22 protein-coding genes are annotated in these 26042 nt (G+C 70.5%); 17 read left to right on the top strand and 5 right to left on the bottom strand.

The genetic code is table 11. The annotated features are described in order from the left end of the window. Positions 1-24: 24 nt before the first annotated feature. Positions 25-1074 (bottom strand): S66 family peptidase, encoded by a 1050-nt coding sequence (locus tag ACZ56E_RS30575; RefSeq protein WP_471219060.1) that lies wholly within the window; start codon positions 1072-1074, stop codon positions 25-27. A gap of 83 nt (positions 1075-1157) precedes the next feature. On the opposite strand from ACZ56E_RS30575, the gene aroQ reads away from it, so the two are divergent. Further along, entirely contained in the window at positions 1158-1622 is a 465-nt protein-coding gene (aroQ, locus tag ACZ56E_RS30580) for a type II 3-dehydroquinate dehydratase (protein ID WP_471219062.1), read from the top strand. Between the two features lie 16 nt (positions 1623-1638). Here the strand turns inward: aroQ and ACZ56E_RS30585 are convergent, their stop codons facing one another. After that, on the bottom strand, positions 1639-2295 hold the full coding sequence (locus ACZ56E_RS30585) for an MBL fold metallo-hydrolase (protein ID WP_471219064.1): 657 nt from the start codon (positions 2293-2295) through the stop codon (positions 1639-1641). A 10-nt stretch (positions 2296-2305) separates the two neighbouring features. After that, positions 2306-2989, bottom strand: coding sequence for a maleylpyruvate isomerase family mycothiol-dependent enzyme (locus ACZ56E_RS30590; RefSeq protein ID WP_471219066.1), 684 nt, complete (start codon positions 2987-2989; stop codon positions 2306-2308). Positions 2990-3218: 229 nt separating this feature from the next. Between ACZ56E_RS30590 and uvrA the strand changes: the two genes are divergently transcribed. Beyond that, the gene (gene uvrA, locus ACZ56E_RS30595) at positions 3219-6341 is read left to right on the top strand and encodes an excinuclease ABC subunit UvrA (protein ID WP_471219068.1); all 3123 of its coding nucleotides are present in this window, start codon (positions 3219-3221) and stop codon (positions 6339-6341) included. Positions 6342-6637: 296 nt separating this feature from the next. After that, complete coding sequence (locus ACZ56E_RS30600; protein ID WP_471219070.1) at positions 6638-7417, top strand: crotonase/enoyl-CoA hydratase family protein; 780 nt, start codon at positions 6638-6640, stop codon at positions 7415-7417. 47 nt (positions 7418-7464) lie between these two features. Here ACZ56E_RS30600 and ACZ56E_RS30605 read toward each other — a convergent pair whose 3' ends face one another. After that, positions 7465-8391, bottom strand: a complete 927-nt coding sequence (locus tag ACZ56E_RS30605) for a carbohydrate kinase family protein (RefSeq protein ID WP_471219072.1) — start codon at positions 8389-8391, stop codon at positions 7465-7467. A gap of 177 nt (positions 8392-8568) precedes the next feature. On the opposite strand from ACZ56E_RS30605, the gene ACZ56E_RS30610 reads away from it, so the two are divergent. Next, the gene (locus tag ACZ56E_RS30610) at positions 8569-8994 is read left to right on the top strand and encodes a QcrA and Rieske domain-containing protein (protein ID WP_471219074.1); all 426 of its coding nucleotides are present in this window, start codon (positions 8569-8571) and stop codon (positions 8992-8994) included. A gap of 37 nt (positions 8995-9031) precedes the next feature. Here ACZ56E_RS30610 and ACZ56E_RS30615 read toward each other — a convergent pair whose 3' ends face one another. Next, positions 9032-10030, bottom strand: coding sequence for a hypothetical protein (locus ACZ56E_RS30615; protein ID WP_471219076.1), 999 nt, complete (start codon positions 10028-10030; stop codon positions 9032-9034). Between the two features lie 226 nt (positions 10031-10256). Here ACZ56E_RS30615 and ACZ56E_RS30620 point away from each other — a divergent pair, with 226 nt between their 5' ends. The 13 genes from ACZ56E_RS30620 to pgi all read left to right on the top strand — a co-directional run bounded on the left by ACZ56E_RS30620 (position 10257) and on the right by pgi (position 25956). After that, positions 10257-10907: a papain-like cysteine protease family protein gene (locus tag ACZ56E_RS30620; protein WP_471219078.1), complete on the top strand. Its 651-nt coding sequence runs from the start codon at positions 10257-10259 to the stop codon at positions 10905-10907. 5 nt (positions 10908-10912) lie between these two features. After that, positions 10913-11791: a hypothetical protein gene (locus ACZ56E_RS30625; RefSeq protein ID WP_471219080.1), complete on the top strand. Its 879-nt coding sequence runs from the start codon at positions 10913-10915 to the stop codon at positions 11789-11791. Positions 11792-11887: 96 nt separating this feature from the next. Further along, complete coding sequence (uvrC, locus tag ACZ56E_RS30630; RefSeq protein ID WP_471219082.1) at positions 11888-13912, top strand: excinuclease ABC subunit UvrC; 2025 nt, start codon at positions 11888-11890, stop codon at positions 13910-13912. Next, positions 13909-14844 (top strand): RNase adapter RapZ, encoded by a 936-nt coding sequence (gene rapZ, locus ACZ56E_RS30635; protein WP_468609614.1) that lies wholly within the window; start codon positions 13909-13911, stop codon positions 14842-14844. The genes uvrC and rapZ overlap by 4 nt, the downstream gene beginning before the upstream one ends. Further along, the gene (locus tag ACZ56E_RS30640) at positions 14841-15863 is read left to right on the top strand and encodes a uridine diphosphate-N-acetylglucosamine-binding protein YvcK (RefSeq protein WP_398307510.1); all 1023 of its coding nucleotides are present in this window, start codon (positions 14841-14843) and stop codon (positions 15861-15863) included. The genes rapZ and ACZ56E_RS30640 overlap by 4 nt, the downstream gene beginning before the upstream one ends. Continuing rightward, the gene (gene whiA / locus ACZ56E_RS30645) at positions 15854-16858 is read left to right on the top strand and encodes a DNA-binding protein WhiA (RefSeq protein ID WP_471219084.1); all 1005 of its coding nucleotides are present in this window, start codon (positions 15854-15856) and stop codon (positions 16856-16858) included. Before ACZ56E_RS30640 ends, whiA begins: the two co-directional genes overlap by 10 nt. Before the next feature lie 188 nt (positions 16859-17046). Next, positions 17047-20007 carry a M14 family metallopeptidase gene (locus tag ACZ56E_RS30650; RefSeq protein ID WP_471219086.1) on the top strand — a complete coding sequence of 987 codons (2961 nt, stop codon included), beginning with the start codon at positions 17047-17049 and terminating at the stop codon, positions 20005-20007. Between the two features lie 189 nt (positions 20008-20196). Next, a complete protein-coding gene (gene gap / locus ACZ56E_RS30655) occupies positions 20197-21207 on the top strand; it encodes a type I glyceraldehyde-3-phosphate dehydrogenase (protein WP_471219088.1) in 1011 nt (336 codons plus the stop codon). Positions 21208-21312: 105 nt separating this feature from the next. After that, positions 21313-22524, top strand: coding sequence for a phosphoglycerate kinase (locus ACZ56E_RS30660; RefSeq protein ID WP_468609604.1), 1212 nt, complete (start codon positions 21313-21315; stop codon positions 22522-22524). Between the two features lie 6 nt (positions 22525-22530). Then, positions 22531-23307, top strand: a complete 777-nt coding sequence (gene tpiA / locus ACZ56E_RS30665) for a triose-phosphate isomerase (RefSeq protein ID WP_468609602.1) — start codon at positions 22531-22533, stop codon at positions 23305-23307. Between the two features lie 101 nt (positions 23308-23408). Then, positions 23409-23639, top strand: coding sequence for a preprotein translocase subunit SecG (gene secG / locus ACZ56E_RS30670; protein ID WP_055702100.1), 231 nt, complete (start codon positions 23409-23411; stop codon positions 23637-23639). 159 nt (positions 23640-23798) lie between these two features. Continuing rightward, positions 23799-24134 carry an RNA polymerase-binding protein RbpA gene (locus ACZ56E_RS30675; protein WP_329389108.1) on the top strand — a complete coding sequence of 112 codons (336 nt, stop codon included), beginning with the start codon at positions 23799-23801 and terminating at the stop codon, positions 24132-24134. Positions 24135-24303: 169 nt separating this feature from the next. Then, positions 24304-25956, top strand: coding sequence for a glucose-6-phosphate isomerase (gene pgi / locus ACZ56E_RS30680; RefSeq protein WP_471219091.1), 1653 nt, complete (start codon positions 24304-24306; stop codon positions 25954-25956). Positions 25957-26042: the final 86 nt, after the last annotated feature.

Here is a 26042-nt window from a genome sequence, read left to right on the forward strand (position 1 = left end):
TGCCTCGACCGCCAATGTGACCGGCTAATAGGTCACGGTGATGCGGCGTGCCCGGCCGTCGACCCGCACGTTTCCCCCGTAGGGGATGACGACTTGCGGATCGGTGTGGCCGAGGTCCACGTCGAAGACCGCCATGGTGTCGGGCGCGTAGGTGGCGAGCGCCTTCAGGACGGCCTCGCGCTGCTCGCGGGCGTACGCCGCCTTCTCGTCGGCGTCCGAGGGGCGTTGGAAGGACCAGGCCTTGGCGCGGCCCATCAGGAGCGCGGGGAAGCGGTGAAGCAGCCCGCGCTCGCCCATGCTGCGGAGGATGCGGAACACCTCGTCGGCGCCGGGCAGTTCCTCCGACGTCTCCAGGAACAGGACGCAGCCGTCGTACGCGGACAGGTCACGCTGGATCTCGCGGTCCGCCATCAGGAGCCAGGAGAGTATCTCCAGGTTGCCGCCCCAGGAGCGGCCCTCCACGACCCGCTCGGGCCCGTGCCAGAGCCAGCCGCCGCCCGGCTCCGTGGGCGGTTCCTCCAGGAGGAGCGCGGGGTCCTCCCAGGGCATGTCGACGTCGCGGTAGCGCTCGGCGGGGCGCAGTTCGTAGGGGCCCGGGGTGAAGAGCGCGGCGCGCAGCGAGTCCGCGGTCTGCGGTGCCATGGCGCCGGGGCGGCCGAGCTCGCACATGACGGACGCGCCGTGGTAGCCGACGATGCCGCACTGCCACAAGTACGCGAGCAGATTGGTGTTGTCGCTCCAGCCGAAGAACGGCTTCGGGTGCGCGCGGATCAACTCCCGGTCCAGGTACGGAAGGACGGTGATCTGGTCGTCGCCGCCGATGCTCGCGATGACGGCCTTGACGGTCGGATCGGCGAACGCCGCGTGGAGGTCGTCGGCCCGCTCCTGCGGCGTCGAGCCCATTTTCCGGGTCGTCGGATACTCGACGGGTTCCAGGCCGAACTCCTCGCGGAGGCGCTTCAGGCCCAGTTCGTAGGGGAGCGGGAAGAGTCCGGGCAGTCCGCTGGAAGGGGAGAGCACGGCCACGCGGTCGCCCGGCGAGGGCTTCGGCGGGTACACAGGTTCGACGATCATGACGGGAGCGTAGGCGGGCACTACGGAGAGCGCATCCGACTTCGGGCCCCTCCCGCGCGCGGGAGGCGTGATAGACCTCCCTTATGACGCGCAGCCTCGCCACCGCCCCGATCATGGTCCTGAACGGCCCGAACCTGAACCTCCTCGGCCTCCGCCAGCCCGAGATCTACGGCACGGACACCCTCGCCGACGTCGAGACCCTCTGTGCCAAGGCGGCGGCCGCGCACGGCGGGACCGTGGACCTGCGACAGAGCAACCACGAGGGCGAGTTGGTCGACTGGATCCACGAGGCGCGCGAGCACCACGTGGGCATCGTCATCAACCCCGCGGCCTACTCCCACACGTCCGTCGCGATCCTGGACGCGCTCAACACCTGTGACGGGATGCCGGTGTTGGAGGTGCACATCTCCAACATCCATCAGCGCGAGGCGTTCCGGCACCACAGTTACGTCTCGCAGCGTGCCGACGGAGTCATCGCGGGCTGCGGTGTGCAGGGGTACGCGTTCGCGGTGGAGCGGGTGGCGGCACTGGTCGCCGCCCGCTCCTGACGCGTCCCCCTCCGGGTCACCAGCCCCGCGCGCGCCACTCGGCGAGATGCGGCCGCTCGGCGCCGAGCGTCGTGTCGCCGCCGTGGCCGGGATAGACCCACGTCTCGTCCGAGAGCGTCCCGAAGATCTTCGTCTCGACGTCGTCGATGAGGCTCGCGAAGGCCTTCGGGTCCTTCCAGGTGTTGCCGACGCCGCCCGGGAAGAGGCAGTCGCCGGTGAACACGTGCGCGTGGCCGTGCGGGTCGTCGTAGACGAGCGCGATCGAGCCCGGGGTGTGGCCCACCAGGTGGCGCGCGGTCAGCGTGACCCGGCCGACCGTGATGGTGTCGCCGTCGTCGACCAGGACGTCCGTCGGGACGGGGATGCCCGCGGCGTCCTCGCGGCCCGCGTACGTCCGCGCGCGGGTCGCCGAGACGACGGCGGCGAGGGCCTGCCAGTGGTCGCCGTGCTGATGCGTGGTGACGACGGACGCGATGCCGTCGTCACCGATCAGCGTCAGCAGTGTCTCGGCGTCGTTCGCCGCGTCGATCAGCAGCTGCTCGCCGGTGGTCCGGCAGCGCAGCAGGTAGGCGTTGTTGTCCATCGGCCCGACCGCGACCTTCGAAATCATCAGGTCCGGCAGCTCGTGCACATCCGCGGGCCCGCCGACCTTCACCGCTCCGCTGTACGTCATGTCCGTCAGCCTATAGCGGGGGCAGGGCGGGCAGGAGGCCGCCTTCGGCCGTCAGCGCGGAGCCGTCGCGACGGCCGGCGAGCCAGCCGACCAGGTCGGGCGCGGACCCGGAGACGGTGACCTCGGCGTCGCCGGGGCGGCCGGTGCTCCAGGTGTGCGTGCCGTTCGTGATCCAGGTCGGCGGCACGTCGGGGTTCCCCGAGAAGCGTGCCGTCAGGAACGTGATCTCCCGCTGCACGAACTCCTCCGGCAGGTCCTCCAGCTCGTAGCCGATGCCGAGGTCGACGTGGTGCAGCTCGACCTCCACCCACCGCCGGAACGGCACACGCGACGCGGAATCGGTCACTCCGTTGCGCATGGTGATCGTCCGGGACCAGTCGGCGGGGACGGCGGCCTGCGCCTCGAAGCGGCCCGCGCTCTCCCGCACGTCGTCGAGCTGTGCGCCCAGCGGCCGCGGGGCGTCGCGGGCGATGTCCGCGTCCCGCGCCTCCGCGCTGACGTACATCGGTCGTCCCGCCAGGACGTTCACCAGAGCGTCCGCGTTCCGTGCGAGGTGGGCGAGGACGTGGCCGCGGGTCCAGCCCGGAAGCCGTGACGGTTCGGCGGTCGAATCTTCGTTCAATTTCGCCGCTGCGGTGAGCAGTCGTTCGGTCGCGTCACGTACAGACGCCAGGTCGCGCACATGATCAATCATGCGGTCGACGATAGCCGCGTCACACGGACGGGTGAAGGGCTCGGGATCCGGCCGGAAATCGAATACACGTGCTATATGGTCGAGAGCGGCATCGGGCATTCTTGAAGGTCCGGGTTTGTTGTGTACGTGGAACCAGGGAAGCAGCCCGGCGTTGTCAGTGGCTCGCCCTAGTCTGTGAACGACCGGGGTTCTGCCCCTGTCACCACTCTCAAGAAAGGTGCGGACCGGCGTGGCCGACCGTCTCATCGTCCGTGGCGCGCGCGAGCACAATCTCAAGAACGTCTCGCTCGACCTCCCGCGTGACTCCCTCATCGTCTTCACCGGACTCTCCGGGTCGGGCAAGTCCTCGCTCGCGTTCGACACGATCTTCGCCGAGGGCCAGCGGCGGTACGTGGAGTCCCTCTCCTCGTACGCCCGGCAGTTCCTCGGTCAGATGGACAAGCCAGACGTCGACTTCATCGAGGGTCTCTCCCCGGCGGTCTCCATCGACCAGAAGTCGACCTCGCGCAACCCGCGCTCGACGGTCGGCACGATCACCGAGGTCTATGACTATCTGCGCCTGCTCTTCGCGCGCATCGGCAAGCCGCACTGTCCCGAGTGCGGCCGCCCCATCTCCCGCCAGTCGCCGCAGGCCATCGTCGACAAGGTCCTGGAGCTGCCCGAGGGCAGCCGTTTCCAGGTCCTTTCGCCGCTGGTCCGCGAGCGCAAGGGCGAGTTCGTCGACCTCTTCGCCGACCTCCAGACGAAGGGGTACTCCCGCGCGCGGGTCGACGGGCAGACCATCCAGCTCTCCGAGCCGCCCACGCTCAAGAAGCAGGAGAAGCACACCATCGAGGTGGTCGTCGACCGCCTCACGGTGAAGGACTCCGCCAAGCGCCGCCTGACCGACTCCGTGGAGACCGCCCTCGGCCTCTCCGGAGGCATGGTCGTGCTCGACTTCGTCGACCTCCCCGAGGACGACCCCGAGCGCGAGCGCATGTACTCGGAGCACCTCTACTGTCCGTACGACGACCTGTCCTTCGAAGAGCTCGAGCCCCGCTCCTTCTCCTTCAACTCGCCCTTCGGCGCCTGCCCCGACTGCACCGGCATCGGCACGCGCATGGAGGTCGACCCCGAGCTGATCGTCCCGGACGAGGACAAGTCGCTCGACGAGGGCGCCATCCACCCCTGGTCGCACGGCCACACCAAGGAGTACTTCGGCCGGCTCGTCGGAGCCCTCGCCGACGCCCTCGGCTTCTCCACCGACATGCCGTGGGCCGGACTCCCGCAGCGCGCCAAGAAGGCCCTCCTCAACGGCCACAAGACCCAGATCGAGGTCCGCTACCGCAACCGGTACGGCCGCGAGCGGGTCTACACCACCGCCTTCGAAGGCGCCGTCCCCTTCGTCAAGCGCCGCCACAGCGAGGCCGAGAGCGACGCCAGCCGCGAGCGCTTCGAGGGCTACATGCGCGAGGTGCCCTGCCCCACCTGTGAGGGCACCCGCCTCAAGCCGATCGTCCTCGCAGTCACGGTCATGGGGAAGTCCATCGCCGAGGTCTCCGCGATGTCCATCAGCGACTGCGCGGACTTCCTCGCCGAGCTGCGCCTGGGCGCCCGGGACAAGAAGATCGCCGAGCGGGTCCTCAAGGAGGTCAACGAGCGGCTGCGCTTCCTCGTCGACGTCGGCCTGGACTACCTCTCGCTGAACCGCGCCGCGGGCACCCTCTCCGGAGGCGAGGCCCAGCGCATCCGCCTGGCCACCCAGATCGGCTCCGGCCTGGTCGGTGTGCTCTACGTCCTGGACGAGCCCTCCATCGGTCTCCACCAGCGCGACAACCACCGCCTGATCGAGACCCTCGTCCGCCTGCGCGACATGGGCAACACCCTCATCGTCGTCGAGCACGACGAGGACACGATCAAGGTCGCCGACTGGGTCGTCGACATCGGCCCCGGCGCGGGCGAGCACGGCGGCAAGGTCGTGCACAGCGGTTCCATGAAGGAGCTCCTGGCCAACGACAAGTCGATCACCGGTCAGTACCTGTCGGGCAAGAGGGCCATCCCGGTGCCGGACATGCGCCGCCCGGCCGACCCGTCCCGGCAGCTGACGGTGCACGGCGCCCGGGAGAACAACCTCCAGGACATCGACGTCTCCTTCCCGCTCGGCGTCCTCACGGCGGTCACCGGCGTCTCCGGCTCCGGCAAGTCGACGCTGGTCAACGACATCCTCTACACCCACCTGGCCCGCGAGCTGAACGGCGCGCGGACCGTCCCCGGCCGCCACACGCGCGTGGAGGGCGACGACCTCGTCGACAAGGTCGTCCACGTCGACCAGTCGCCCATCGGCCGCACCCCGCGGTCGAATCCGGCGACGTACACCGGAGTCTTCGACCACGTCCGCAAGCTCTTCGCGGAGACCATGGAGGCGAAGGTGCGGGGTTACCTCCCCGGGCGTTTCTCCTTCAACGTCAAGGGCGGCCGCTGCGAGAACTGCTCCGGTGACGGCACCATCAAGATCGAGATGAACTTCCTCCCGGACGTGTACGTCCCGTGCGAGGTCTGCCACGGCGCGCGGTACAACCGCGAGACGCTGGACGTGCACTACAAGGGCAAGTCCATCGCCGAGGTCCTCGACATGCCGATCGAGGAGGCGCTCGACTTCTTCGAGGCCGTGCCCGCCATCGCCCGTCACCTGCGGACGCTCAACGACGTCGGCCTCGGTTACGTACGCCTCGGCCAGTCGGCGCCCACGCTCTCCGGAGGCGAGGCCCAGCGCGTGAAGCTGGCCTCCGAGCTCCAGAAGCGGTCCACGGGCCGGACCGTGTACGTGTTGGACGAGCCGACCACCGGTCTGCACTTCGAGGACATCAGCAAGCTGATCACGGTCCTCTCCGGGCTGGTCGACAAGGGCAACACGGTCATCGTCATCGAGCACAACCTCGACGTGATCAAGACCGCGGACTGGGTCGTCGACATGGGCCCCGAGGGGGGCAACGGCGGCGGTCTTGTCGTCGCCGAGGGCACCCCCGAGGAGGTCGCGGGAGTGCCGGCCAGCCACACCGGCAAGTTCCTGCGGGACATCATCTCGGCCGACCGGATCAGCGACGCGATGCCCTCGCAGGGGCGCGGGGCGGGCAAGGCCGCCGCGAAGAAGTCCCCCGCGAAGAAGGCCGTCAAGAAGACCGCGACCAAGACGGTGGCCGCGAGCGCCACGGCCACGAAGAAGACGGCCACGGCCAGGACGGACACCCCGGCCAAGAAGGCCGCCACCACCCGGAAGGCGGCCGCCGCGAAGAAGACGGCCGCTCCGAAGAAGGCGGCCGCCACCAAGAAGACGGCTGCGGCGAAGAAGACGACGCGGGCCCGCAAGGCCTGACCGGCTCCCGCAGGCTCGGGCTGCCTCCGCGGGTTGGGCCCGCGAGGGTCGGCCCGGCCGCAAGTTCTGGCTGAAGCGCCTCGTCCCCACCAGGGGCGGGGCGCTTCGTGCTGCCCTGTGCGGGGGCGGCCCCGCAAGGCGTGGCCGTGCCCGTCAGGGTTGGCCCGGGCCACCGGGTCTGGGTGAAGCGTCCCGTGCCCCGCAGGGGCGGGGGGCTTCGCGTTGCCCGGTGCGGGGGGCGGGTGGCGGCCCGGGTGCGTCTTGTCGGGCGGTGCGTTTCCGTGGTCGCTTGGTCCATGGCCGTACGCAGTGAACGCGCAGGTCCCGTCACCACCATCGTGCTGTCACGGCCCGCCGCGCGGAACGCCGTCGACGGGCCCACCGCCCGTGCTCTCGCCGACGCCTTCCGTGCCTTCGAAGCCGACCCGGACGCCTCCGTCGCAGTGTTGTGGGGCGAGGGCGGCACCTTCTGCGCCGGCGCGGATCTCAAGGCCATCGGAACCCCCGACGGCAACGAGGTGTCCGAGGACGGTGACGGACCCATGGGGCCCACCCGGATGCGCCTGTCGAAGCCTGTGATCGCGGCGATCTCCGGTCACGCCGTCGCGGGAGGCCTCGAACTCGCCCTCTGGTGCGACCTGCGCGTCGCCGAGGAGGACGCCGTCCTCGGGGTGTTCTGCCGCCGCTGGGGCGTCCCGCTCATCGACGGCGGGACGGTACGGCTGCCCCGCCTCATCGGGGAGGGCCGCGCCCTGGACCTCGTCCTGACCGGCCGCCCCGTCGGCGCCGAGGAGGCGCTCGGCATGGGGCTGGTGAACCGGACCGTCCCCGTCGGCACCTCGCGCGCCGCGGCCGAGCGCCTCGCCGCCGAGATCGCCGCGTTCCCGCAGACCTGCCTGCGGCACGACCGGCTCTCCCTGCTCGAACAGGGCGGCCTGCCCGAACGGGAGGCGATGGCCGGCGAGCTGCGCCACGGCCTGCACTCCCTGGCCGAGGCGGCCGAGGGAGCGGCACGCTTCGCCGCGGGAGCGGGCCGACACGGGGCGTTCACGGACCACGCGGACACAGACGGCTGAGGGCTCCCCGCACGACTGCACGACTGCACGACTGCACGACTCGGAAGTCAGGTCAGTTCCGCCGCGTACGGCGGCTCCGCCCCCGCTCGTGAGCAGGTCAGGGCCGCCGCGCGGGCCGCGAACCGCAGGACGTCGGTCCAGCCCTCGGCGCCGAGACTGTCCAGCGCCTGTGCCGACAGCGCGTCCCGGGTCGAAAGGCCGTGCAGCAGCGCGGCGTTGACGGTGTCGCCCGCGCCGATCGTGTCGACCACGTCGACCGGCTCGCCGGGCACGTGCAGCTCCGTGCCGTCCCGCGTGTACAGCGACAGGCCGTCCCCGCCGCGGGTGACGACCACGGCGGCGGGCCCCGAGGCCAGCCACTCGCGAGGGGTGCCGCCGAGCCAGTCGGCGTCCTCCTGCGACAGCTTGAGGAGCGAGACCGACGGCAGCCAGCTCTTGAACCGCGCCCGGTAGGCGTCCGCGTCCGGGATCAGACCGGCCCGTACGTTCGGGTCGAGGGCGGTGAAGACACCGCGCGCCGCCGCCCGGCGCATCAGCTTCTCGTACGCGCTCGCGCCCGGCTCCAGGACGAGCGAGCAGGTGCCGAACGACATCGCCCGTACGCCGTCGGGCAGCCGGTCGGGGACCTCGAAGAGCCGGTCGGCCGTGCCCTCGACGTAGAAGGAGTACCCGGCCGAGCCGTCCGCGCCGATCGAGGCGACGGCGAGCGTCGTCGGTTCCGGGCCGCGCTGCACGGGCAGCCCGTCGGCGGCGACCTCCACACCGGCCGCCCGCAACCCGCCGAGCAGCGCCTCGCCGAACGCGTCCCGCGAGACGCGCGAGCAGAAGGCGACGGGGGAGCCGAGCCGGCCGAGCGCCACGGCGGTGTTGTACGGGCCGCCGCCGAGCCGCGGCGCGAGCACGGGCAGCCCCGCGTCGCCGCCCGCGCCTTGCGGCACGAGGTCGATCAGGGCCTCTCCTGCGACGACAATCACGGGTGGTTCCTCTCGGGCGCTGTCTCGGCCGTCTCGCCCGCTCAGGCTAGGCCGTGCGCGGGCCCGCGGACGGAAGCGGGCGGCACTCGGGCACGCCCGTGCCCGACACGGTCGGAGCGCTGTGCACCGGTATGGTCTGATCCGTCACTGATCACGCCCCTGACCTGTGGAGACACCATGTCCGGCACGCCCCCCGCCCGCCGCACCGTGCTGCGGGCCGCCGCTCTCGCCCCGGCCGTCGGACTCGGGCTCACCGCCTGCTCGTCCGGCGACGGGTCGAACCGGTCGGCCCCGACCGCGCCGGTGGATCTCGGGAAGGCCGACGACGTGAAGGTGGGCGCGTCGAAGCTGTACACGGACCAGAAGGTCGTGGTCAGCCGGATCTCCGACGACGAGTACAAGGCGTACAGCACGATCTGCACCCACGCGCGGTGCCCCATCCAGAACCTGGAGGGGCACAAGCTGATCTGCCAGTGCCACGGCAGCCAGTTCGACGCCACGAACGGCAAGGTGCTGAAGGAGCCGGCCGTCGAGCCGCTCGTCGAGCTGCCGGTGAAGGTGGCGAACGGCAAGATCGTCGCGGGCCCGGCGAAGAAGGCCTAGGACACGCCCCAGCCCTCTCCGGAGGGCATGCAGGCTCTCACTCCCAGTCCCATGCGATCCCCAGGATGCCCGCCCGCACCTGCGGTTCGACCACGTGCACCGAGCGGTGGCTGCCGCTCAGCGTCAGCTCCTGGCGGCCGCCGCGCGGGGCGGCGGCGGAGTGCTGGGTGAAGCGGTGGCAGCGTACGGGCAGAGCGGCGTCGTCGTAGCGGATCTGCAGCGCGTACTGGCCGCCCGCGTAGGTGAAGCCGCGCATGTACTCGGTGGCCTCCCCGGCCGTGCCGTCCTCGAAGCCGTAACCGAACAGATGGGTGTCGCCCGCGCGCAGCCGCGCGTCGAAGAGCAGCTCGGCGACCAGCACCCCCGTCCCCTGGTGCCATCGCACGCGTCCCGTGCGGCAGTTCTCCAAGGCACGCACCCGGACGCGGTCGGGGGCGCACCCGGGATCGCCGTGGTGGATGGCCACATAGCGGTCCACGCCGTCCCGGTGGGCGCGCACGATGTGCTGCGACTCGCGGCCGACCAGCTCACGGCCCGCGCCGATCCGCACCCGCTCGTGGTGGCCGATGGTGTGCAGCCCGCCGTCGACCGGGGAGCCGAGCTCGGCCAGGAGCGAGCGCAGCACGTCGGAGGCCTCCACCAGGGAGCGGTACGAGCGGGCGGCGGGCCGGTTCCGGTCGGCGCGCTCGGCCGGCCGGACGAGCAGCCGGATCAGTGACTCCTCAGGGAGCTGGAGGATCTCCTCCAGGGCCCGTACGGCGCGCAGGGACTCGGCGCGCTGGGGGCGCCGGGCGCCCTGCTGCCAGTAACTCAGGCTCGTCACGCCGACGTTGACGCCGTGCCGGATCAGGTGGTGGCGTATGCGCTGAAGGGGCAGCCGCCGGGTGGCGATGGCGGTGCGCAGCGCGAGGTGGAACGGGCCGGTGCGCAGGGCGGCCGCCAGCTCCGCGAACTCGTCGTCCGCCGTCCGTGCCGCGTCCGCCGTCCCTGCCGCGTCCGCGGGCGCGCCTTGCGCGAGCCGGGTGCCGTGCCGCATGGGGGCCCCTATCTGTGAACGTTCACTCCAGCCGCCGGGCGTTCGCGCCGGTCGGAGCGGGCCAGCAGGTCGGCGTACGGCATGCGTTCACATCCGTACGCCGCCGTTCACGGCCCGGTTGATTCCGCATTGAAGCGTGTTGACCTGCACCCGACAACACTCGATGCTCAATCGCAGCGTCCGGACGCGCTCCTCCACACCCCACACCCCGCTCGGGAGGAACGCGATGCGCCCACCGATCAGCAGGAGCAGAAGCACAGGCAGACGCAGACGTCTCTGCGTGCTCGCCGCCGTCGCCGCGGCGCTCCTGACCGCACCCACGGCCGCGGCCACGGCGGCCCCGGCCCCCGCCGCGTCGACCACGTCGGCCACCTCCGCAGCCGACCCCTCCGTACTCGCCGCCAAGCGGCTGAACATCACCATGCAGGCGCAGCAGAAGACCAACTGGTGCTGGGCCGCGGGCGGCAACACCATCGCGGCCTTCATGGGCCGCAACTACAGCCAGAACCAGTTCTGCAACGCCGCCTTCGGGCGCAGCCAGAACACCGAGTGCCCCAACAACCAGGCCACGCTCGGCAATGTGCAGAACGGCCTGCGCTGGGCGGGCGTCAACCCCGGCTCGTACGTCACCGGCTGGCTGCGCTACTCGACCGTGCAGGCCGAGATCAACGCGAACCGCCCGGTCGAGACCCGCATCCAGTGGTCCAACGGCGGCGGCCACATGCATGTCATCTACGGCTACGACGACGCCAGCAGCTGGGTCTACTGGGGCGACCCGTGGCCGTCCAGCGACCGCTACAACTGGGCCTCGCACGCCTGGTACGTCGACAACAACACCTTCTCCTGGACCCACTCGCTGTACCGGATAGGGGCGTGAGAGCGATGACCCGTCACCTTTCCCGCCGCCTGACCCGTCCCCTTCCCCGCCGTCTGGCAGGGACCGCGCTCGCGGGCACGGCCGCCACCACCCTGCTCCTCGGCCTCGCGGCCCCCGCCGCCTCCGCCGACTCCGGCCCGCCCGCGCCCTCCGCCGCCTCCCGCGACGCGGCACACCGCGCGGCCGAGGCGCCGAAGACCCTCGACACGCTCTCCCGCTTCTTCTCGCGCGAGGGAGCGGTCACCAGGTCCGCCGCCGACCCGCGGGTCGAGGGCAGGACCGTCCCCGTGTACTACCTCTCCGCGGACTTCGTCGCGGGCAAGAAGGGCGCGCCGATCGCCCGCTTGGAGTTCCTCGCCAGCAAGGCGGTCTCCTCCGACGGCCAGGAAGCCTCCCTCTGGACCGTGAAGCGAGGCGGCTCGTGGCAGGTCGTGAACATCGCCACCGGGGACGACGAGACCCACTACGCGCGCGTGGGCGCGAAGAAGTCCCCCGGAGGCACCGTCTTCCACGAGCCGCAGATCAACGCCTGGTACGTCCGGGACGACCGGGACGGTGACCACGCGCGCGTGCTGCCCCTCGACAAGGACGCGGTACGCGCCGTCGGCGCCGACGGGACCACGGTCGCCGCCTACCGCGAGCGCGTCCGGAAGGCGTACGCCGACAAGCTGCCCGGCTCCGCGTACGAGAAGTCCGGCAAGGCGGGCGGCTACGACGCCGGGAAGCCCGCGCGGACCGCCGCCGACGCACCGGCGCAGGCCTCCGCCCAGGACGACGGCCCTGTCACGGTGGCCTCCTCGATAGCCGGCGCGGGCGCCCTGCTCGCCCTCGGCCTCTCCGGAGCGGCGCTCGTCCGGCGCCGCGCCGCCCGGCAGGAGAGCTGACCCCCGCGAGCGGCGGCCGGGCCACCGGCCGCCGCTCGCACCGGCGGAGCCGTAGGCCGCCCCGGACTGTCGGTGCCCGCCAGTAGGCTGTCCGACATGGCCGACCCTTCCAGCTACCGCCCCAAGCCGGGACAGATCCCCGACGCCCCGGGGGTCTACAAATTCCGCGACGAGCACCGCCGGGTGATCTACGTCGGGAAGGCCAAGAGCCTGCGCCAGCGCCTGGCCAACTACTTCCAGGACCTGGCCGGGCTCCACCCGCGCACCCGCTCCATGGTGACGACGGCCGCCTCCGTCGAGTGGACCGTGGTGACCAACGAGGTCGAGGCGCTCCAGCTGGAGTACACCTGGATCAAGGAGTTCGACCCCCGGTTCAACGTCAAGTACCGCGACGACAAAAGCTATCCGTACCTCGCCGTGACGATGAACGAACAGTTCCCGCGCGTGCAGGTGATGCGCGGCGCCAAGAAGAAGGGCGTGCGCTACTTCGGTCCCTACGGCCACGCGTGGGCGATCCGCGACACCGTCGACCTCCTCCTGCGCGCCTTCCCCGTCCGGACGTGCTCCGCGGGCGTGTTCAAGAACGCCACCCGCACCGGCCGCCCCTGCCTCCTCGGCTACATCGGCAAGTGCTCGGCACCCTGTGTGGAGCGCGTCACACCGGACGCCCACCGTGAACTCGCCGAGGACTTCTGCGACTTCATGGCGGGCCGCACGGGCACGTACATCCGCCGCCTCGAGCGCCAGATGGCGGACGCCGCCGAGGAGATGGAGTACGAGCGGGCGGCCCGCCTGCGCGACGACATCGAAGCCCTCAAGAAGGCGATGGAGAAGAGCGCCGTCGTCCTCGCGGACGCCACGGACGCCGACCTCATCGCCCTCGCCGAGGACGAGCTCGAAGCCGCCGTGCAGATCTTCCACGTCCGCGGCGGCCGCGTCCGCGGACAGCGCGGCTGGGTCACCGACAAGGTCGAGGCGGTCACCAGCGGCGACCTCGTCGAGCACGCCCTCCAGCAGCTGTACGGCGAGGAGAGCGGCGACGCCGTGCCCAAGGAGGTGCTCGTCCCCGCGCTGCCCGACCCCATAGAGCCGGTCCAGGAGTGGCTGACCGAGCGCCGCGGCGCGGGTGTCTCCCTGCGCATCCCGCAGCGCGGCGACAAGAAGGCCCTCATGGAGACCGTCGCGCGCAACGCGCAGCAGTCCCTGGTCCTGCACAAGACCAAGCGCGCCTCCGACCTCACCACGCGCTCGCGCGCCCTGGAGGAGATCGCCGCCGCCCTGGAGCTGGACAGCGTCCCCCTGCGCGTCGAGTGCTACGACATCTCGCACCTCCAGGGCGACGACGTCGTGGCGTCCATGGTCGTCTTCGAGGACGGCCTCGCCAGGAAGAGCGAGTACCGCCGCTTCCAGATCAAGAGCTTCGAGGGCCAGGACGACGTCCGCTCCATGCACGAGGTGATCACCCGCCGCTTCAAGCGGTATCTCGCCGAGAAGGAGCGGACGGGGGAGTGGGTCGACGAGGAGACCGGCGAGATCGCCGACCTCGGCCCCACCGAGGAGGACGGCCGCCCCAAGCGTTTCGCGTATCCGCCGCAGCTCGTCGTCGTGGACGGCGGCCAGCCGCAGGTCGCGGCCGCCAAGCGGGCCCTGGACGAGCTCGGCATCGACGACATCGCGGTCTGCGGCCTCGCCAAGCGCCTGGAGGAGGTCTGGGTCCCCGACGAGGACGACCCGGTGATCCTGCCGCGCACCAGCGAGGGTCTTTACCTCCTCCAGCGGGTACGTGACGAAGCCCACCGCTTCGCCATCACCTACCAGCGGAACAAGCGGTCCAAGCGCTTCCGCGCCGGGCCGCTGGACGCCGTGCCGGGCCTCGGCGACGCCCGAAAGCAGACGCTGATCAAGCACTTCGGTTCGGTGAAGAAGCTCCGATCCGCGACAATCGACCAGATCTGCGAGGTCCCCGGAGTGGGCCGCAAGACGGCCGAGGCCGTCCTCGCGGCCCTCGCCGGGGCGGTTCCCGCCGGCCCCGCCGTGAACACGGCGACCGGAGAGATCATGGAAGAGGAGGAGCCCGTGACCGCGGGCGCCTCGGAAGAACGACGGGGGCAGGAGACATGAGCGAGCACGACGAAGGTGAAGAGCAAGTGAGTGCGGGCACGCCCATCGAAACGCCGGGAGTCCCCGACGCCGCCATCCCCGAGCTGGTGATCATCTCCGGGATGTCCGGCGCCGGACGCAGCACGGCGGCCAAGTGTCTGGAGGACCTCGGCTGGTTCGTGGTCGACAACCTGCCGCCCGCGCTGATCCCCACCATGGTGGAGCTCGGCGCCCGCTCCCAGGGGAACGTCGCCCGCATCGCGGTCGTCGTCGACGTGCGCGGCAGGCGCTTCTTCGACAATCTCCGCGAGTCCCTCGCCGAGCTGGAGGCGAAGAACGTCACGCGGCGCATCGTCTTCCTGGAGTCCTCGGACGAGGCCCTGGTCCGCCGCTTCGAGTCGGTCCGCCGCCCGCACCCGCTGCAGGGCGACGGCCGCATCGTCGACGGCATCGCGGCCGAGCGCGACCTCCTGCGCGAGCTGCGTGGCGACGCCGACCTGGTCATCGACACCTCCAGCCTGAACGTGCACGAGCTGCGCGCCAAGATGGACGCCTCGTTCGCCGGCGAGGAGGAGCCCGAGCTGCGGGCCACCGTCATGTCCTTCGGCTTCAAGTACGGCCTGCCGGTCGACGCCGACCTCGTCGTGGACATGCGCTTCCTGCCCAACCCGCACTGGGTCCCCGAGCTGCGCCAGTACACCGGCCAGCACGAGGAGGTCGCCGCGTACGTCTTCAACCAGCCCGGCGCCAAGGAGTTCCTCGACCGGTACGCCGAACTGCTCCAGCTCATCGCCGCGGGTTACCGCCGCGAGGGCAAGCGGTACGTGACGATCGCCGTCGGCTGCACGGGCGGCAAGCACCGCTCCGTCGCCATGTCGGAGAAGCTCGCGGCGCGCCTGGCGTCCGAGGGCGTGGAGACCGTCCTCGTCCACAGGGACATGGGGCGCGAGTGAAACCGACCCGCCGGACCGTCCGCCTGAGCCGACTGGGCCGCAAGCGGGGTACCCAGCCGAAGGTGGTCGCGCTCGGCGGGGGCATGGGCCTGTCCGCCTCGCTCGCCGCGCTGCGCCGCATCACCGGAGCCGGAGACCTCACCGCCGTCGTCACGGTCGCCGACGACGGCGGCTCCAGCGGTCGGCTGCGCGACGAGCTGGGCGTGCTGCCGCCCGGCGATCTGCGCAAGGCCCTCGCCGCGCTCTGCGGCGACGACGACTGGGGCCAGACGTGGTCCCGCGTCATCCAGCACCGCTTCCAGTCCAAGGGCGACCTGCACGAGCACGCGGTCGGCAATCTGCTGATCGTCGCCCTGTGGGAGCAGCTCGGCGACCATGTGCAGGCCCTGGACCTGGTCGGCAGGCTGCTCGGCGCGCAGGGCCGCGTCCTGCCCATGTCGGCCGTGCCGCTGGAGCTCCAGGCCCTCGTCAAGGGCCACGACCCGGACCGGCCCGACGACGTGGACACCGTGCGGGGGCAGGCCACGGTCGCGCTCACGCCCGGCGAGGTCCAGTCCGTGCACGTCGTCCCGCACGACCCGCCGGCCGTCCCCGAGGCGGTCGCCGCCGTCCTCGACGCGGACTGGGTGGTGCTCGGTCCGGGCTCCTGGTTCTCCTCGGTGATCCCGCATCTCCTCGTGCCCGAACTGCTCGACGCGCTCACCGCGACGAAGGCCCGCAAGGTCCTCTCCCTCAACCTGGCGCCGCAACCGGGAGAAACCGATGGCTTCTCTCCGCAGCGTCATTTGGAGGTTTTGGCCCGACACGCCCCTAAACTCGCCCTGGACGTGGTGCTGGCCGACGAGGCAGCCGTGCCCGACCGTGAGTCACTGACCGACGCCGCGAAGCGGCTGGGTGCCACGGTCGAGCTGGCGCCGGTGGCCCGGCCCGACGGGACTCCGAGGCACGATCCGGAGCTCCTGGCAGCCGCGTACGACCGTATTTTTCGGATGCATGGAAGGATCGGCCCATGGCGATGACGCCAGCGGTGAAGGACGAGATCTCCCGGCTCCCCGTCACCCGGACCTGTTGCAGGAAGGCAGAGGTCTCGGCGATCCTGCGGTTCGCGGGAGGCCTTCACCTGGTGAGCGGCCGCATCGTGATCGAGGCGGAGCTGGACACCGCGATGGCGGCACGCCGCCTGAAGCGGGACATCCTGGAGATCTTCGGGCACAGCTCGGAGCTGATCGTGATGGCCCCGGGCGGCCTGCGGCGCGGCTCGCGTTACGTCGTCCGGGTGGTTGCGGGCGGCGATCAGCTGGCCCGCCAGACGGGTCTCGTGGACGGCCGCGGCCGCCCCATCCGGGGCCTGCCGCCGCAGGTGGTCTCGGGGGCCACCTGCGACGCCGAGGCGGCCTGGCGCGGGGCGTTCCTCGCGCACGGCTCGCTCACCGAGCCCGGCCGCTCCTCCTCCCTGGAGGTGACGTGCCCGGGCCCGGAGGCCGCGCTCGCCCTGGTCGGCGCCGCCCGCAGACTCCAGATCGCCAGCAAGGCCCGCGAGGTGCGGGGCGTGGACCGCGTGGTCGTCCGCGACGGCGACGCGATCGGCGCGCTGCTCACCCGCCTCGGGGCGCACGAGTCGGTCCTCGCCTGGGAGGAGCGGCGGATGCGGCGCGAGGTGCGCGCCACCGCCAACCGCCTGGCCAACTTCGACGACGCGAACCTGCGCCGCTCGGCCCGCGCGGCCGTCGCCGCCGGAGCCCGGGTGCAACGCGCCCTGGAGATCCTCGCCGACGAGGTCCCCGAGCACCTCGCGGCCGCCGGACGCCTGCGCATGGAGCACAAGCAGGCGTCGCTGGAGGAGCTGGGCGCGCTCGCCGACCCGCCGCTGACCAAGGACGCCGTCGCGGGCCGCATCCGGCGGCTGCTCGCCATGGCGGACAAGCGGGCCCAGGACCTCGGCATCCCGGGCACGGAGTCCAGCCTCACCGAGGAGATCGCGGACAACATGCTCGCGGAGAACATGGCGGTCTGACGCCCGTCCCGCACGCCTCCCGCCGCACGTCTCGGCCGTACGTCTCCTGAGCCGCCGGCGCCCCACCGGGCGCCGGCGGCTTTCTCGTGCCCGCCCCGCACGCCTTCACCCACCGTATTGACATGATCATGCACTGTCACGAGCCTGGCATCCCGCACATGTGTGCCGGACAACCGCAAGGGGGGCTCATGAGACGAAGAGCGAGCGCGAGATCGGTTCTCGTCGCGAGCGCACTGCTCGTCGGCGGACTTGTCACCGCCCCGCACGCCCAGGCCGAAGGACCCGCGAAGGCCCCGGCCGCCGACGACCCGGCAGCCGTCAACGTCTACCAGGCCGAGGTCACCAAGAAGCAGATCCCGATCCTCGTCGCGGCGGGCCAGGACGCCCACGAACTCGCCGGACAGGCGCCCGAGCGCGGCACCGGCCGCGTCGAGCTGTATCTCACCGAACGCCAGGCCAAGGCCGTCGAGCGCAAGGGCATCGAACTCAGCGAGCACAAGGTGTCGGCGGCGACGCAGAAGCGGCTCAAGGCCGCGGGGGACGGCGTCTACCGGCCGTACAGCGGAAAGGGCGGCCTCAAGGAGGAGATCGTCAGGACCGGGCAGGCCCACCCCGGCCTCACCAAGGTCGTCTCCATCGGCAAGAGCCTCCAGGGCAAGGACATCCTCGCCCTGAAGCTCTCCAAGAACGCCAAGAAGTCCAAGGACGGCGCCAAGCCGTCCACGCTCTACATGTCCAACCAGCACGCGCGCGAGTGGATCACCCCCGAGATGACCCGCCGCCTGATGCACCACTACCTGGACAACTACGGCAAGGACAAGCGCATCACCAAGCTCGTGAACTCCACCGAGCTGTGGTTCGTGCTCTCCGCCAACCCCGACGGCTACGACTACACGCACGCCGCCGACGGCAACCGCCTGTGGCGCAAGAACCTCCGCGACATCGACGGCGACGGGAAGATCGCCCCGGGCGACGGCGTCGACCTCAACCGCAACTTCGCCTACAAGTGGGGCTACGACAACGAGGGCTCGTCCCCGAACCCGTCCTCCGAGACCTACCGCGGCACGGGCCCCATGTCCGAGCCGGAGACGAAGGCGCTCGACCGCTTCCAGAAGCGCATCGGCTTCACCTACGGCATCAACTACCACTCCGCGGCCGAACTGATCCTCTACGGAGTGGGCTGGCAGGTCGCCACGCCGACCCCGGACGACGTGCTCTACCGATCGCTGGCCGGCACGCCCGAGAAGCCCGCGATCGCCGGGTACCACCCGCAGGTCGCCTCCGAGCTCTACACCACCAACGGCGAGGCCGACGGGCACGCGGGCAACATCAACGGCATCCCGATGTTCACCCCGGAGATGTCCACCTGCCAGACCGCGTCGAACGTCGACCCGAACGACGCCTGGCGGCCGCAGGACTGCGCGTCCATCTTCACCTTCCCCGACGACGAGAAGCTGATCCAGCAGGAGTTCGCCAAGAACGTCCCCTTCGCGCTCGCCGTCGCCGAGACGGCGCTCCACCCGGACCGGCCGGTCTCCGTCACCGGCATCGAGGCCCCTGACTTCACCCCCGACACCTTCACCACGTCGTACGCGCGGGGCGGGGACCAGGAAGTCGCCGTCACCGCCCGCAAGTCCGTCCGCGACAAGGAGCTCAAGTACCGCGTCAACGGCGGCCGTACGCACGAGGAGGACCTGCGGGCCTGGAAGGGCGGCGAGACCTACGGCGGCGAGGACAACCTCCACTTCGACGAATACCGCGCCGAGGTCGAGGACGCGCGCGTGGGCGACAAGGTCGAGGTGTGGTTCACCGGCCGTACCAAGAAGGGCCGCACCGAGAGCGAGCACTTCACCTACACCGTCGCCGAACGCCCCAGGGCGAGCACGCTCGTCGTCGCCGAAGAGGGCGCGACGGCCACCCAGACCCAGAAGTACGTCGACGCGGTGAAGGCCAACGGCCGCTCGGCCGCCGTCTGGGACGTCGCGAAACAAGGCGTCCCGCACCCCCTCGGCGTCCTGTCGCACTTCTCCGCCGTCGTCCACTACACCGGCGACCCCGTGCCCGGCGCACCCACCCAACTCGCCCTGCGCGACTACCTCAACGAGGGCGGCAAGCTCATCGAGTCCGGCGAGCGCGCCGGCGGCGACGTCGACCTCGGCGAGGCCCTCACCGACGACTTCGCGCAGTACTACCTCGGCGCCTACGAACGCCTCTCCGCACCCGGGGCCACCAGCTTCAAGGGCAGCGGCGCCCTCGACGGCGTGAGCACCCCGCTCGCCGCCGCCGACGCCAACCCGCTCGACAAGGCGGGCCGCTTCACCGTCACCTCCGACAGCCTGCCGCCCGAGAAGTTCCCGCAGTTCAAGAGCGCGGCAGCGGGCTCCTACCCCGGCCTCAGCAACCCGTACGCGCCCTTCGCGGGCCAGGGCATGGCCTCGGCCACCCACGCCGACCAGGACTGGAAGCGGCTGACCCGCACCATCGACCTGACCGGCGTCACGGCCGCGGACCGGCCCGAGCTGCGGTTCGCGCTCAACTGGAACCTGGAGCCCGGCTACGACCACGGGCTGCTCGAAGCCCGCACCGCGGGCGCCGACGACTGGACCACGCTGCCCGACAAGAACGGCAGGACGTCCGCCACCGTGCCCGCCGAGTGCGCGGCCGGCTTCTTCGTCAACGGCCACCCGTTCCTGCGCCACTACCTGACGGTGGGCGCCGACGCGTGCACGGCATCCGGCACCAGCGGCGCCTGGCACAGCTTCACCGGCTCCTTCGGCGGCTGGCAGCCCGTCGCCTTCGACCTCGGCGCCTACGCGGGCAAGAAGGTCGAGGTGTCGCTCAGCGCCGTCACCGACCCCTCCAGCGGCGGCCGCGGCCTCTTCGCGGACAACGCGCAACTGGTCGTCGGCGGCACCGCCACACAGACCGAGGGATTCGAGACGTCGCTCGGCTCCTGGAGCGCCGCGCCGCCCCCGGCCGGCAGCCCCAATATCACAGGTGACTGGACGCGGACCGGGGAGCTCTACCGATCCTTCGCGGCGGTCACAGCGCGTGACAGCGTGCTGCTCGGTTTCGGGTTCGAGCATGTGCCCGGAAGTGCCGAGAGGGCCGCTCTTATGGGCGCCTCCCTGGCACATCTGCGCAGCTGACAGTGCGTAATCGGGACCAAGGTCCCGGTGGCCCGTACCCCTACTGCGGGGTACGGGCCTTTGTGCCGCTTACGGCCCCTCTCGATGTCACCTCAGAGGCTTCAGAGAGGTAGGGTCGGAGGCGGTCGGGGACATCCCATACAACTCGCCGGCGTCTAAAACCGGCGTACCAACGAGGAGATCGGTTTCGTGACGATCCGCGTAGGCATCAACGGCTTTGGCCGCATCGGTCGCAACTACTTCCGCGCGCTGCTCGAGCAGGGTGCGGACATCGAAGTCGTGGCTGTCAACGACCTGGGTGACACCGCGACCACGGCCCACCTGCTGAAGTACGACACCATCCTGGGCCGCCTCAAGGCCGAGGTGTCGCACACCGAGGACACCATCACGGTCGACGGCCACACCATCAAGGTGCTGTCCGAGCGCAACCCCGCCGACATCCCGTGGGGCAAGCTGAACGTCGACATCGTGATCGAGTCCACGGGCATCTTCACCAAGAAGGCCGACGCCGAGAAGCACATCGCCGGTGGCGCGAAGAAGGTCCTCATCTCGGCTCCGGCCAAGGACGAGGACATCACCATCGTGATGGGCGTCAACCAGGACAAGTACGACGCGGCCAACCACCACGTCATCTCCAACGCCTCCTGCACCACCAACTGCGTGGCGCCGATGGCCAAGGTCCTCGACGAGAACTTCGGCATCGTCAAGGGCCTGATGACCACGGTGCACGCGTACACCAACGACCAGCGCATCCTGGACTTCCCGCACTCGGACCTGCGCCGCGCCCGCGCCGCCGCCGAGAACATCATCCCGACCACCACCGGTGCCGCCAAGGCCACCGCGCTGGTCCTGCCGCAGCTCAAGGGCAAGCTCGACGGCATCGCGATGCGCGTCCCGGTCCCGACCGGCTCGGCCACCGACCTGGTCGTCGAGGTCTCCCGCGAGGTCACCAAGGACGAGGTCAACGCCGCGTTCAAGAAGGCCGCCGACGACGGCGACCTGAAGGGCTACCTCTTCTACACCGAGGACCCGATCGTGTCGTCCGACATCGTCAGCGACCCGGCCTCCTGCACCTTCGACTCGTCGATGACGATGGTCCAGGACGGCAAGTCGGTGAAGATCCTCGGCTGGTACGACAACGAGTGGGGTTACTCCAACCGTCTGGTCGACCTCACGGCCTTCGTCGGCGGTCAGCTCTAACCCCAGAGCAGGCACCTCGATGTGAGCACAGGGTTCGTCCCGCGCGATGATGCGCCGGACGGGCCCTGTTGCACGTCAGCGTCAGCCCTCCCAAGGAGTCCAGTAGTGAAGACGATCGACGAACTTCTCGCCGAAGGGGTCGAAGGCAAGCGGGTCTTCGTCCGCGCCGACCTCAATGTGCCGCTCGCCGACGGCACCATCACCGACGACGGCCGCATCCGCGCCGTCCTGCCGACCGTCAAGGCTCTCGCCGACGCGGGCGCCAAGGTCGTCGTGGCCTCGCACCTGGGCCGCCCCAAGGGCGCCCCGGACCCGGCCTTCTCGTTGCTGCCGGCCGCCGAGCGGCTCGGTGAACTCCTGGGCGGGTCCGTCGCGTTCGCTCAGGACACCGTCGGCCCGGCCGCGCACGACGCGGTGAACGGCCTGCAGCCCGGCCAGGTCGCCGTCATCGAGAACCTCCGCTTCAACGCGGGCGAGACCAGCAAGGACGACACCGAGCGCGGCGAGTTCGCCGATCAGCTCGCGGCCCTCGCGGATGTCTACGTGGGCGACGGCTTCGGCGCCGTGCACCGCAAGCACGCCTCCGTCTTCGACCTGCCGGCCCGCCTGCCGCACTACGCCGGCTACCTCATCGCCACCGAGGTCGGCGTCCTGAAGAAGCTCACCGACGACGTCAAGCGGCCCTACGCCGTGGTCCTCGGCGGCGCCAAGGTCTCCGACAAGCTCGGCGTGATCGACCACCTCCTGGAGAAGGCCGACCGCATCCTCATCGGCGGCGGCATGGCCTACACCTTCCTCAAGGCCCAGGGCCACGAGGTCGGCATCTCCCTCCTCCAGGAGGACCAGATCCCGGCGGTGAAGGACTACATGAAGCGCGCCGAGGAGAAGGGCGTCGAGTTCGTCTTCCCCGTCGACGTGCTGGTCTCCGCCGAGTTCCCGGACCTGAAGACCAAGGCCCCGGCCAACCCCACCACGGTCGCCGCCGACGCCATCCCGGCCGACCAGGAGGGTCTCGACATCGGCCCCGAGACCCGTAAGCTCTACGCCTCGAAGCTCTCCGACGCGGCCACCGTCTTCTGGAACGGCCCGATGGGCGTCTTCGAGCACCCCGACTACGCCGAGGGCACCAAGGCGGTCGCCCAGGCGCTCCTCGACTCCCCGGCCTTCACGGTCGTCGGCGGCGGCGACAGCGCCGCGGCCGTGCGGACGCTGGGCTTCGACGAGAACGCATTCGGCCACATTTCCACCGGTGGCGGCGCCTCCCTCGAATACCTCGAGGGCAAGACGCTCCCCGGCCTCGCGGCACTGGAGAACTGACACCTGATGACTACGCGCACCCCGCTGATGGCGGGCAACTGGAAGATGAACCTCAACCACCTCGAGGCCATCGCCCACGTGCAGAAGCTCGCCTTCGCCCTGGCGGACAAGGACTACGAGGCCTGCGAGGTCGCCGTCCTGCCGCCCTTCACCGACCTGCGCTCCGTGCAGACCCTCGTCGACGGCGACAAGCTCAAGATCAAGTACGGCGCCCAGGACATCTCGGCGCAGGACTCCGGTGCCTACACCGGCGAGATCTCGGGCCCGATGCTGGCCAAGCTGAAGTGCACCTACGTCGCCGTGGGCCACTCCGAGCGCCGCCAGTACCACAACGAGACCGACCAGATCTGCAACGCCAAGGTGAAGGCCGCCTTCAAGCACGGTCTGACCCCGATCCTCTGCGTCGGCGAGGGCCTGGACATCCGCAAGGCCGGCCAGCAGGTCCAGTACACGCTGAACCAGCTCGACGGCGGCCTGAAGGACGTCCCGGCCGAGCAGGCCGAGACCATCGTGATCGCCTACGAGCCGGTCTGGGCGATCGGCACCGGCGAGGTCGCGACCCCCGAGGACGCGCAGGAGGTCTGCGGCGCGATCCGCGGCCGCCTCGCCGAGCTGTACTCCCAGGAGCTCGCCGACAAGGTGCGCATCCAGTACGGCGGCTCCGTCAAGGCGAAGAACGTCGCCGACATCATGGCGCAGCCCGACGTGGACGGCGCGCTGGTCGGCGGCGCCGCGCTGGACTCGGACGAGTTCGTCAAGATCGTTCGCTTCGGCGACCAGTGAGTATGCGCTAGCGGCGTTACGTCGTACCCTGACGGGGGCCGAAGCCTGCCTTCGGCCCCCGTCGTCGTTTCAGATCCGAGGAAGTTGGTCCAGCCGTGGTTATGGGGTTCTCGATCGCCCTGATCGTCTTCAGCCTGCTGATGATGCTGCTGGTGCTGATGCACAAGGGCAAGGGCGGCGGTCTCTCCGACATGTTCGGTGGCGGCATGCAGTCGTCCGTCGGCGGCTCCTCCGTCGCGGAGCGCAACCTCGACCGCATCACGGTCGTGGTCGGTCTGCTCTGGTTCGCCTGCATTGTCGCGCTCGGCCTGCTGATGAAGGCGAACAACTAGCGCCGCCCGCTGCTCGCTTGTCCGGTGCAGCCCAGCGTGCGCGGCTTATCATGGGGCTTGCGTCCGGGGGAGGGGTGTAACTCCCAACACTGGACGCGCGTTGGGCCTTACGTAAACTGAGGCGCCCGCAGCAGCACCATCACGCAGGGAGTTACGACCGTGGCAAGTGGCAACGCGATCCGAGGAAGTCGGGTCGGGGCGGGGCCGATGGGCGAGGCCGAGCGCGGTGAGTCCGCGCCGCGTGCGCGCATCTCCTTCTGGTGCTCCAACGGGCACGAGACTCAGCCGAGCTTCGCCAGCGACGCGCAGATCCCCGACACGTGGGACTGTCCCCGCTGCGGCTTCCCAGCAGGTCAGGACCGGGACAACCCGCCGGACCCGCCGCGCACCGAGCCGTACAAGACGCACCTGGCGTATGTGCGGGAGCGGCGCAGCGACGCGGACGGCGAGGCCATCCTCGCGGAAGCGCTCGCCAAACTGCGGGGCGAGATCTAGTACTTGAGAGCCGGCCGGGCACCGAGAGGTGTCCGGCCGGTTTCTTTCTCCCGGCACGTGTGCGGACAGACAGTTTCGGACATCTCATCCCGCTCTCTGATCGATTAGGTTGGAGGATGCAGCGGGGCACATGGACGTACGCGCGTACGAGAGAAGGCTGAAGTCCGAGATGAACGCAGAAAGCCGCGCCAGGCTCGATCAGACTCCCGAATGGACGGCGCTCGCCGAGCACCGTGAGCGGCTGGGGGAGGTGCGGCTGCGTGAGCTGTTCGCCGCTGACCCGGCCCGTGGCACGGCGTACACCCTGCAGGTCGGTGACCTGCACATCGACTATTCCAAGCACCTCGTCACCGCCGAGACGCTGACGCTGCTGCGCGAGCTCGCCGCCGCCACCGACGTCTTCGGCCTGCGGGACGCCATGTTCCGCGGCGAGAAGATCAACACCACCGAGGACCGCGCGGTCCTGCACACCGCGCTGCGCGCCCCGCGGGACGCCGTGATCAAGGTCGACGGTGAGAACGTGGTGCCGGCGGTGCACGCCGTCCTCGACAAGATGAGCGCCTTCTCGGAGAAGGTCCGCTCCGGCGAGTGGACCGGGCACACCGGCAAGCGCATCAAGAACGTCGTCAACATCGGCATCGGCGGCTCCGACCTCGGCCCCGCGATGGCGTACGAGGCGCTGCGCTCCTTCACCGACCGCGGCCTCACGGTCCGCTTCGTGTCGAACGTGGACGGCGCCGACCTGCACGAGGCCGTGCGGGACCTGGACGCCGCCGAGACGCTGTTCATCATCGCCTCGAAGACGTTCACCACCATCGAGACGATCACGAACGCCACCTCGGCGCGCGACTGGCTGCTGACCGAGCTCAAGGCCGGCCAGGACGCCGTCGCCAAGCACTTCGTGGCCCTGTCGACGAACGCCGAGAAGGTGTCGGAGTTCGGCATCGACACGGCCAACATGTTCGAGTTCTGGGACTGGGTCGGCGGCCGCTACTCGTACGACTCCGCGATCGGTCTCTCCCTGATGATCGCCATCGGGCCCGACCGCTTCCGCGAGATGCTCGACGGCTTCCACCTCGTCGACGAGCACTTCCGCACCGCGCCCGCCGAGTCCAACGTGCCGTTGCTGATGGGCCTGTTGGGCATCTGGTACGGCAACTTCCACGACGCGCAGTCGCATGCCGTCCTGCCGTACTCGCACTACCTCTCCAAGTTCACCGCGTACCTTCAGCAGCTGGACATGGAGTCCAACGGAAAGTACGTCGACCGGGACGGCAAGGAGGTCGACTGGCAGACGGGCCCGGTCGTCTGGGGCACCCCCGGCACCAACGGCCAGCACGCCTACTACCAACTCATCCACCAGGGCACCAAGTTGATCCCGGCGGACTTCATCGGCTTCGCCGAGCCGGTCGCCGACCTGCTGCCCGGCCTGGTCCCCCAGCACGACCTGCTGATGGCCAACTTCTTCGCGCAGACGCAGGCGTTGGCGTTCGGCAAGACGCCCGACGAGGTCCGTGCCGAGGGCGTCGCGGAGGAGCTCGTCCCGCACAAGACGTTCAAGGGCAACCACCCGACGACGACGATCCTCGCCAAGGAGCTGACCCCGTCGGTCCTCGGCCAGCTCATCGCGCTCTACGAACACAAGGTGTTCGTGCAGGGCGCCGTCTGGAACATCGACTCCTTCGACCAGTGGGGCGTCGAGCTCGGCAAGGTCCTCGCCAAGCGCGTCGAGCCCGCGCTGACCGAGGGCGCCGAGGTGCCGGACCTGGACGGGTCGACGACGGCGCTGGTCGCCAAGTACCGCGATCTGCGCGGCCGTTGACCCGGTGCGGCCGAACCGCCGCACGCGTTAATCGGATGCGGGCGTCCCGTCCGGCGGGTGACACTGCTTCGGCTCTGTCACCCGCC

This window comes from Streptomyces sp. NPDC039480, assembly GCF_055597165.1.

Coding starts and splice junctions, on each gene's coding strand:
- ACZ56E_RS30620 (WP_471219078.1), top strand. CDS start 10,257: ATGCGCCCACCGATCAGCAGGAGCAGAAGCACAGGCAGACGCAGACGT.
- ACZ56E_RS30610 (WP_471219074.1), top strand. CDS start 8,569: ATGTCCGGCACGCCCCCCGCCCGCCGCACCGTGCTGCGGGCCGCCGCT.
- whiA (WP_471219084.1), top strand. CDS start 15,854: ATGGCGATGACGCCAGCGGTGAAGGACGAGATCTCCCGGCTCCCCGTC.
- secG (WP_055702100.1), top strand. CDS start 23,409: ATGGGGTTCTCGATCGCCCTGATCGTCTTCAGCCTGCTGATGATGCTG.
- ACZ56E_RS30650 (WP_471219086.1), top strand. CDS start 17,047: ATGAGACGAAGAGCGAGCGCGAGATCGGTTCTCGTCGCGAGCGCACTG.
- pgi (WP_471219091.1), top strand. CDS start 24,304: ATGAACGCAGAAAGCCGCGCCAGGCTCGATCAGACTCCCGAATGGACG.
- ACZ56E_RS30600 (WP_471219070.1), top strand. CDS start 6,638: ATGGCCGTACGCAGTGAACGCGCAGGTCCCGTCACCACCATCGTGCTG.
- uvrC (WP_471219082.1), top strand. CDS start 11,888: ATGGCCGACCCTTCCAGCTACCGCCCCAAGCCGGGACAGATCCCCGAC.
- ACZ56E_RS30585 (WP_471219064.1), bottom strand. CDS start 2,295: ATGACGTACAGCGGAGCGGTGAAGGTCGGCGGGCCCGCGGATGTGCAC.
- ACZ56E_RS30615 (WP_471219076.1), bottom strand. CDS start 10,030: ATGCGGCACGGCACCCGGCTCGCGCAAGGCGCGCCCGCGGACGCGGCA.
- ACZ56E_RS30575 (WP_471219060.1), bottom strand. CDS start 1,074: ATGATCGTCGAACCTGTGTACCCGCCGAAGCCCTCGCCGGGCGACCGC.
- aroQ (WP_471219062.1), top strand. CDS start 1,158: ATGACGCGCAGCCTCGCCACCGCCCCGATCATGGTCCTGAACGGCCCG.
- ACZ56E_RS30625 (WP_471219080.1), top strand. CDS start 10,913: ATGACCCGTCACCTTTCCCGCCGCCTGACCCGTCCCCTTCCCCGCCGT.
- tpiA (WP_468609602.1), top strand. CDS start 22,531: ATGACTACGCGCACCCCGCTGATGGCGGGCAACTGGAAGATGAACCTC.
- rapZ (WP_468609614.1), top strand. CDS start 13,909: ATGAGCGAGCACGACGAAGGTGAAGAGCAAGTGAGTGCGGGCACGCCC.
- ACZ56E_RS30590 (WP_471219066.1), bottom strand. CDS start 2,989: ATGATTGATCATGTGCGCGACCTGGCGTCTGTACGTGACGCGACCGAA.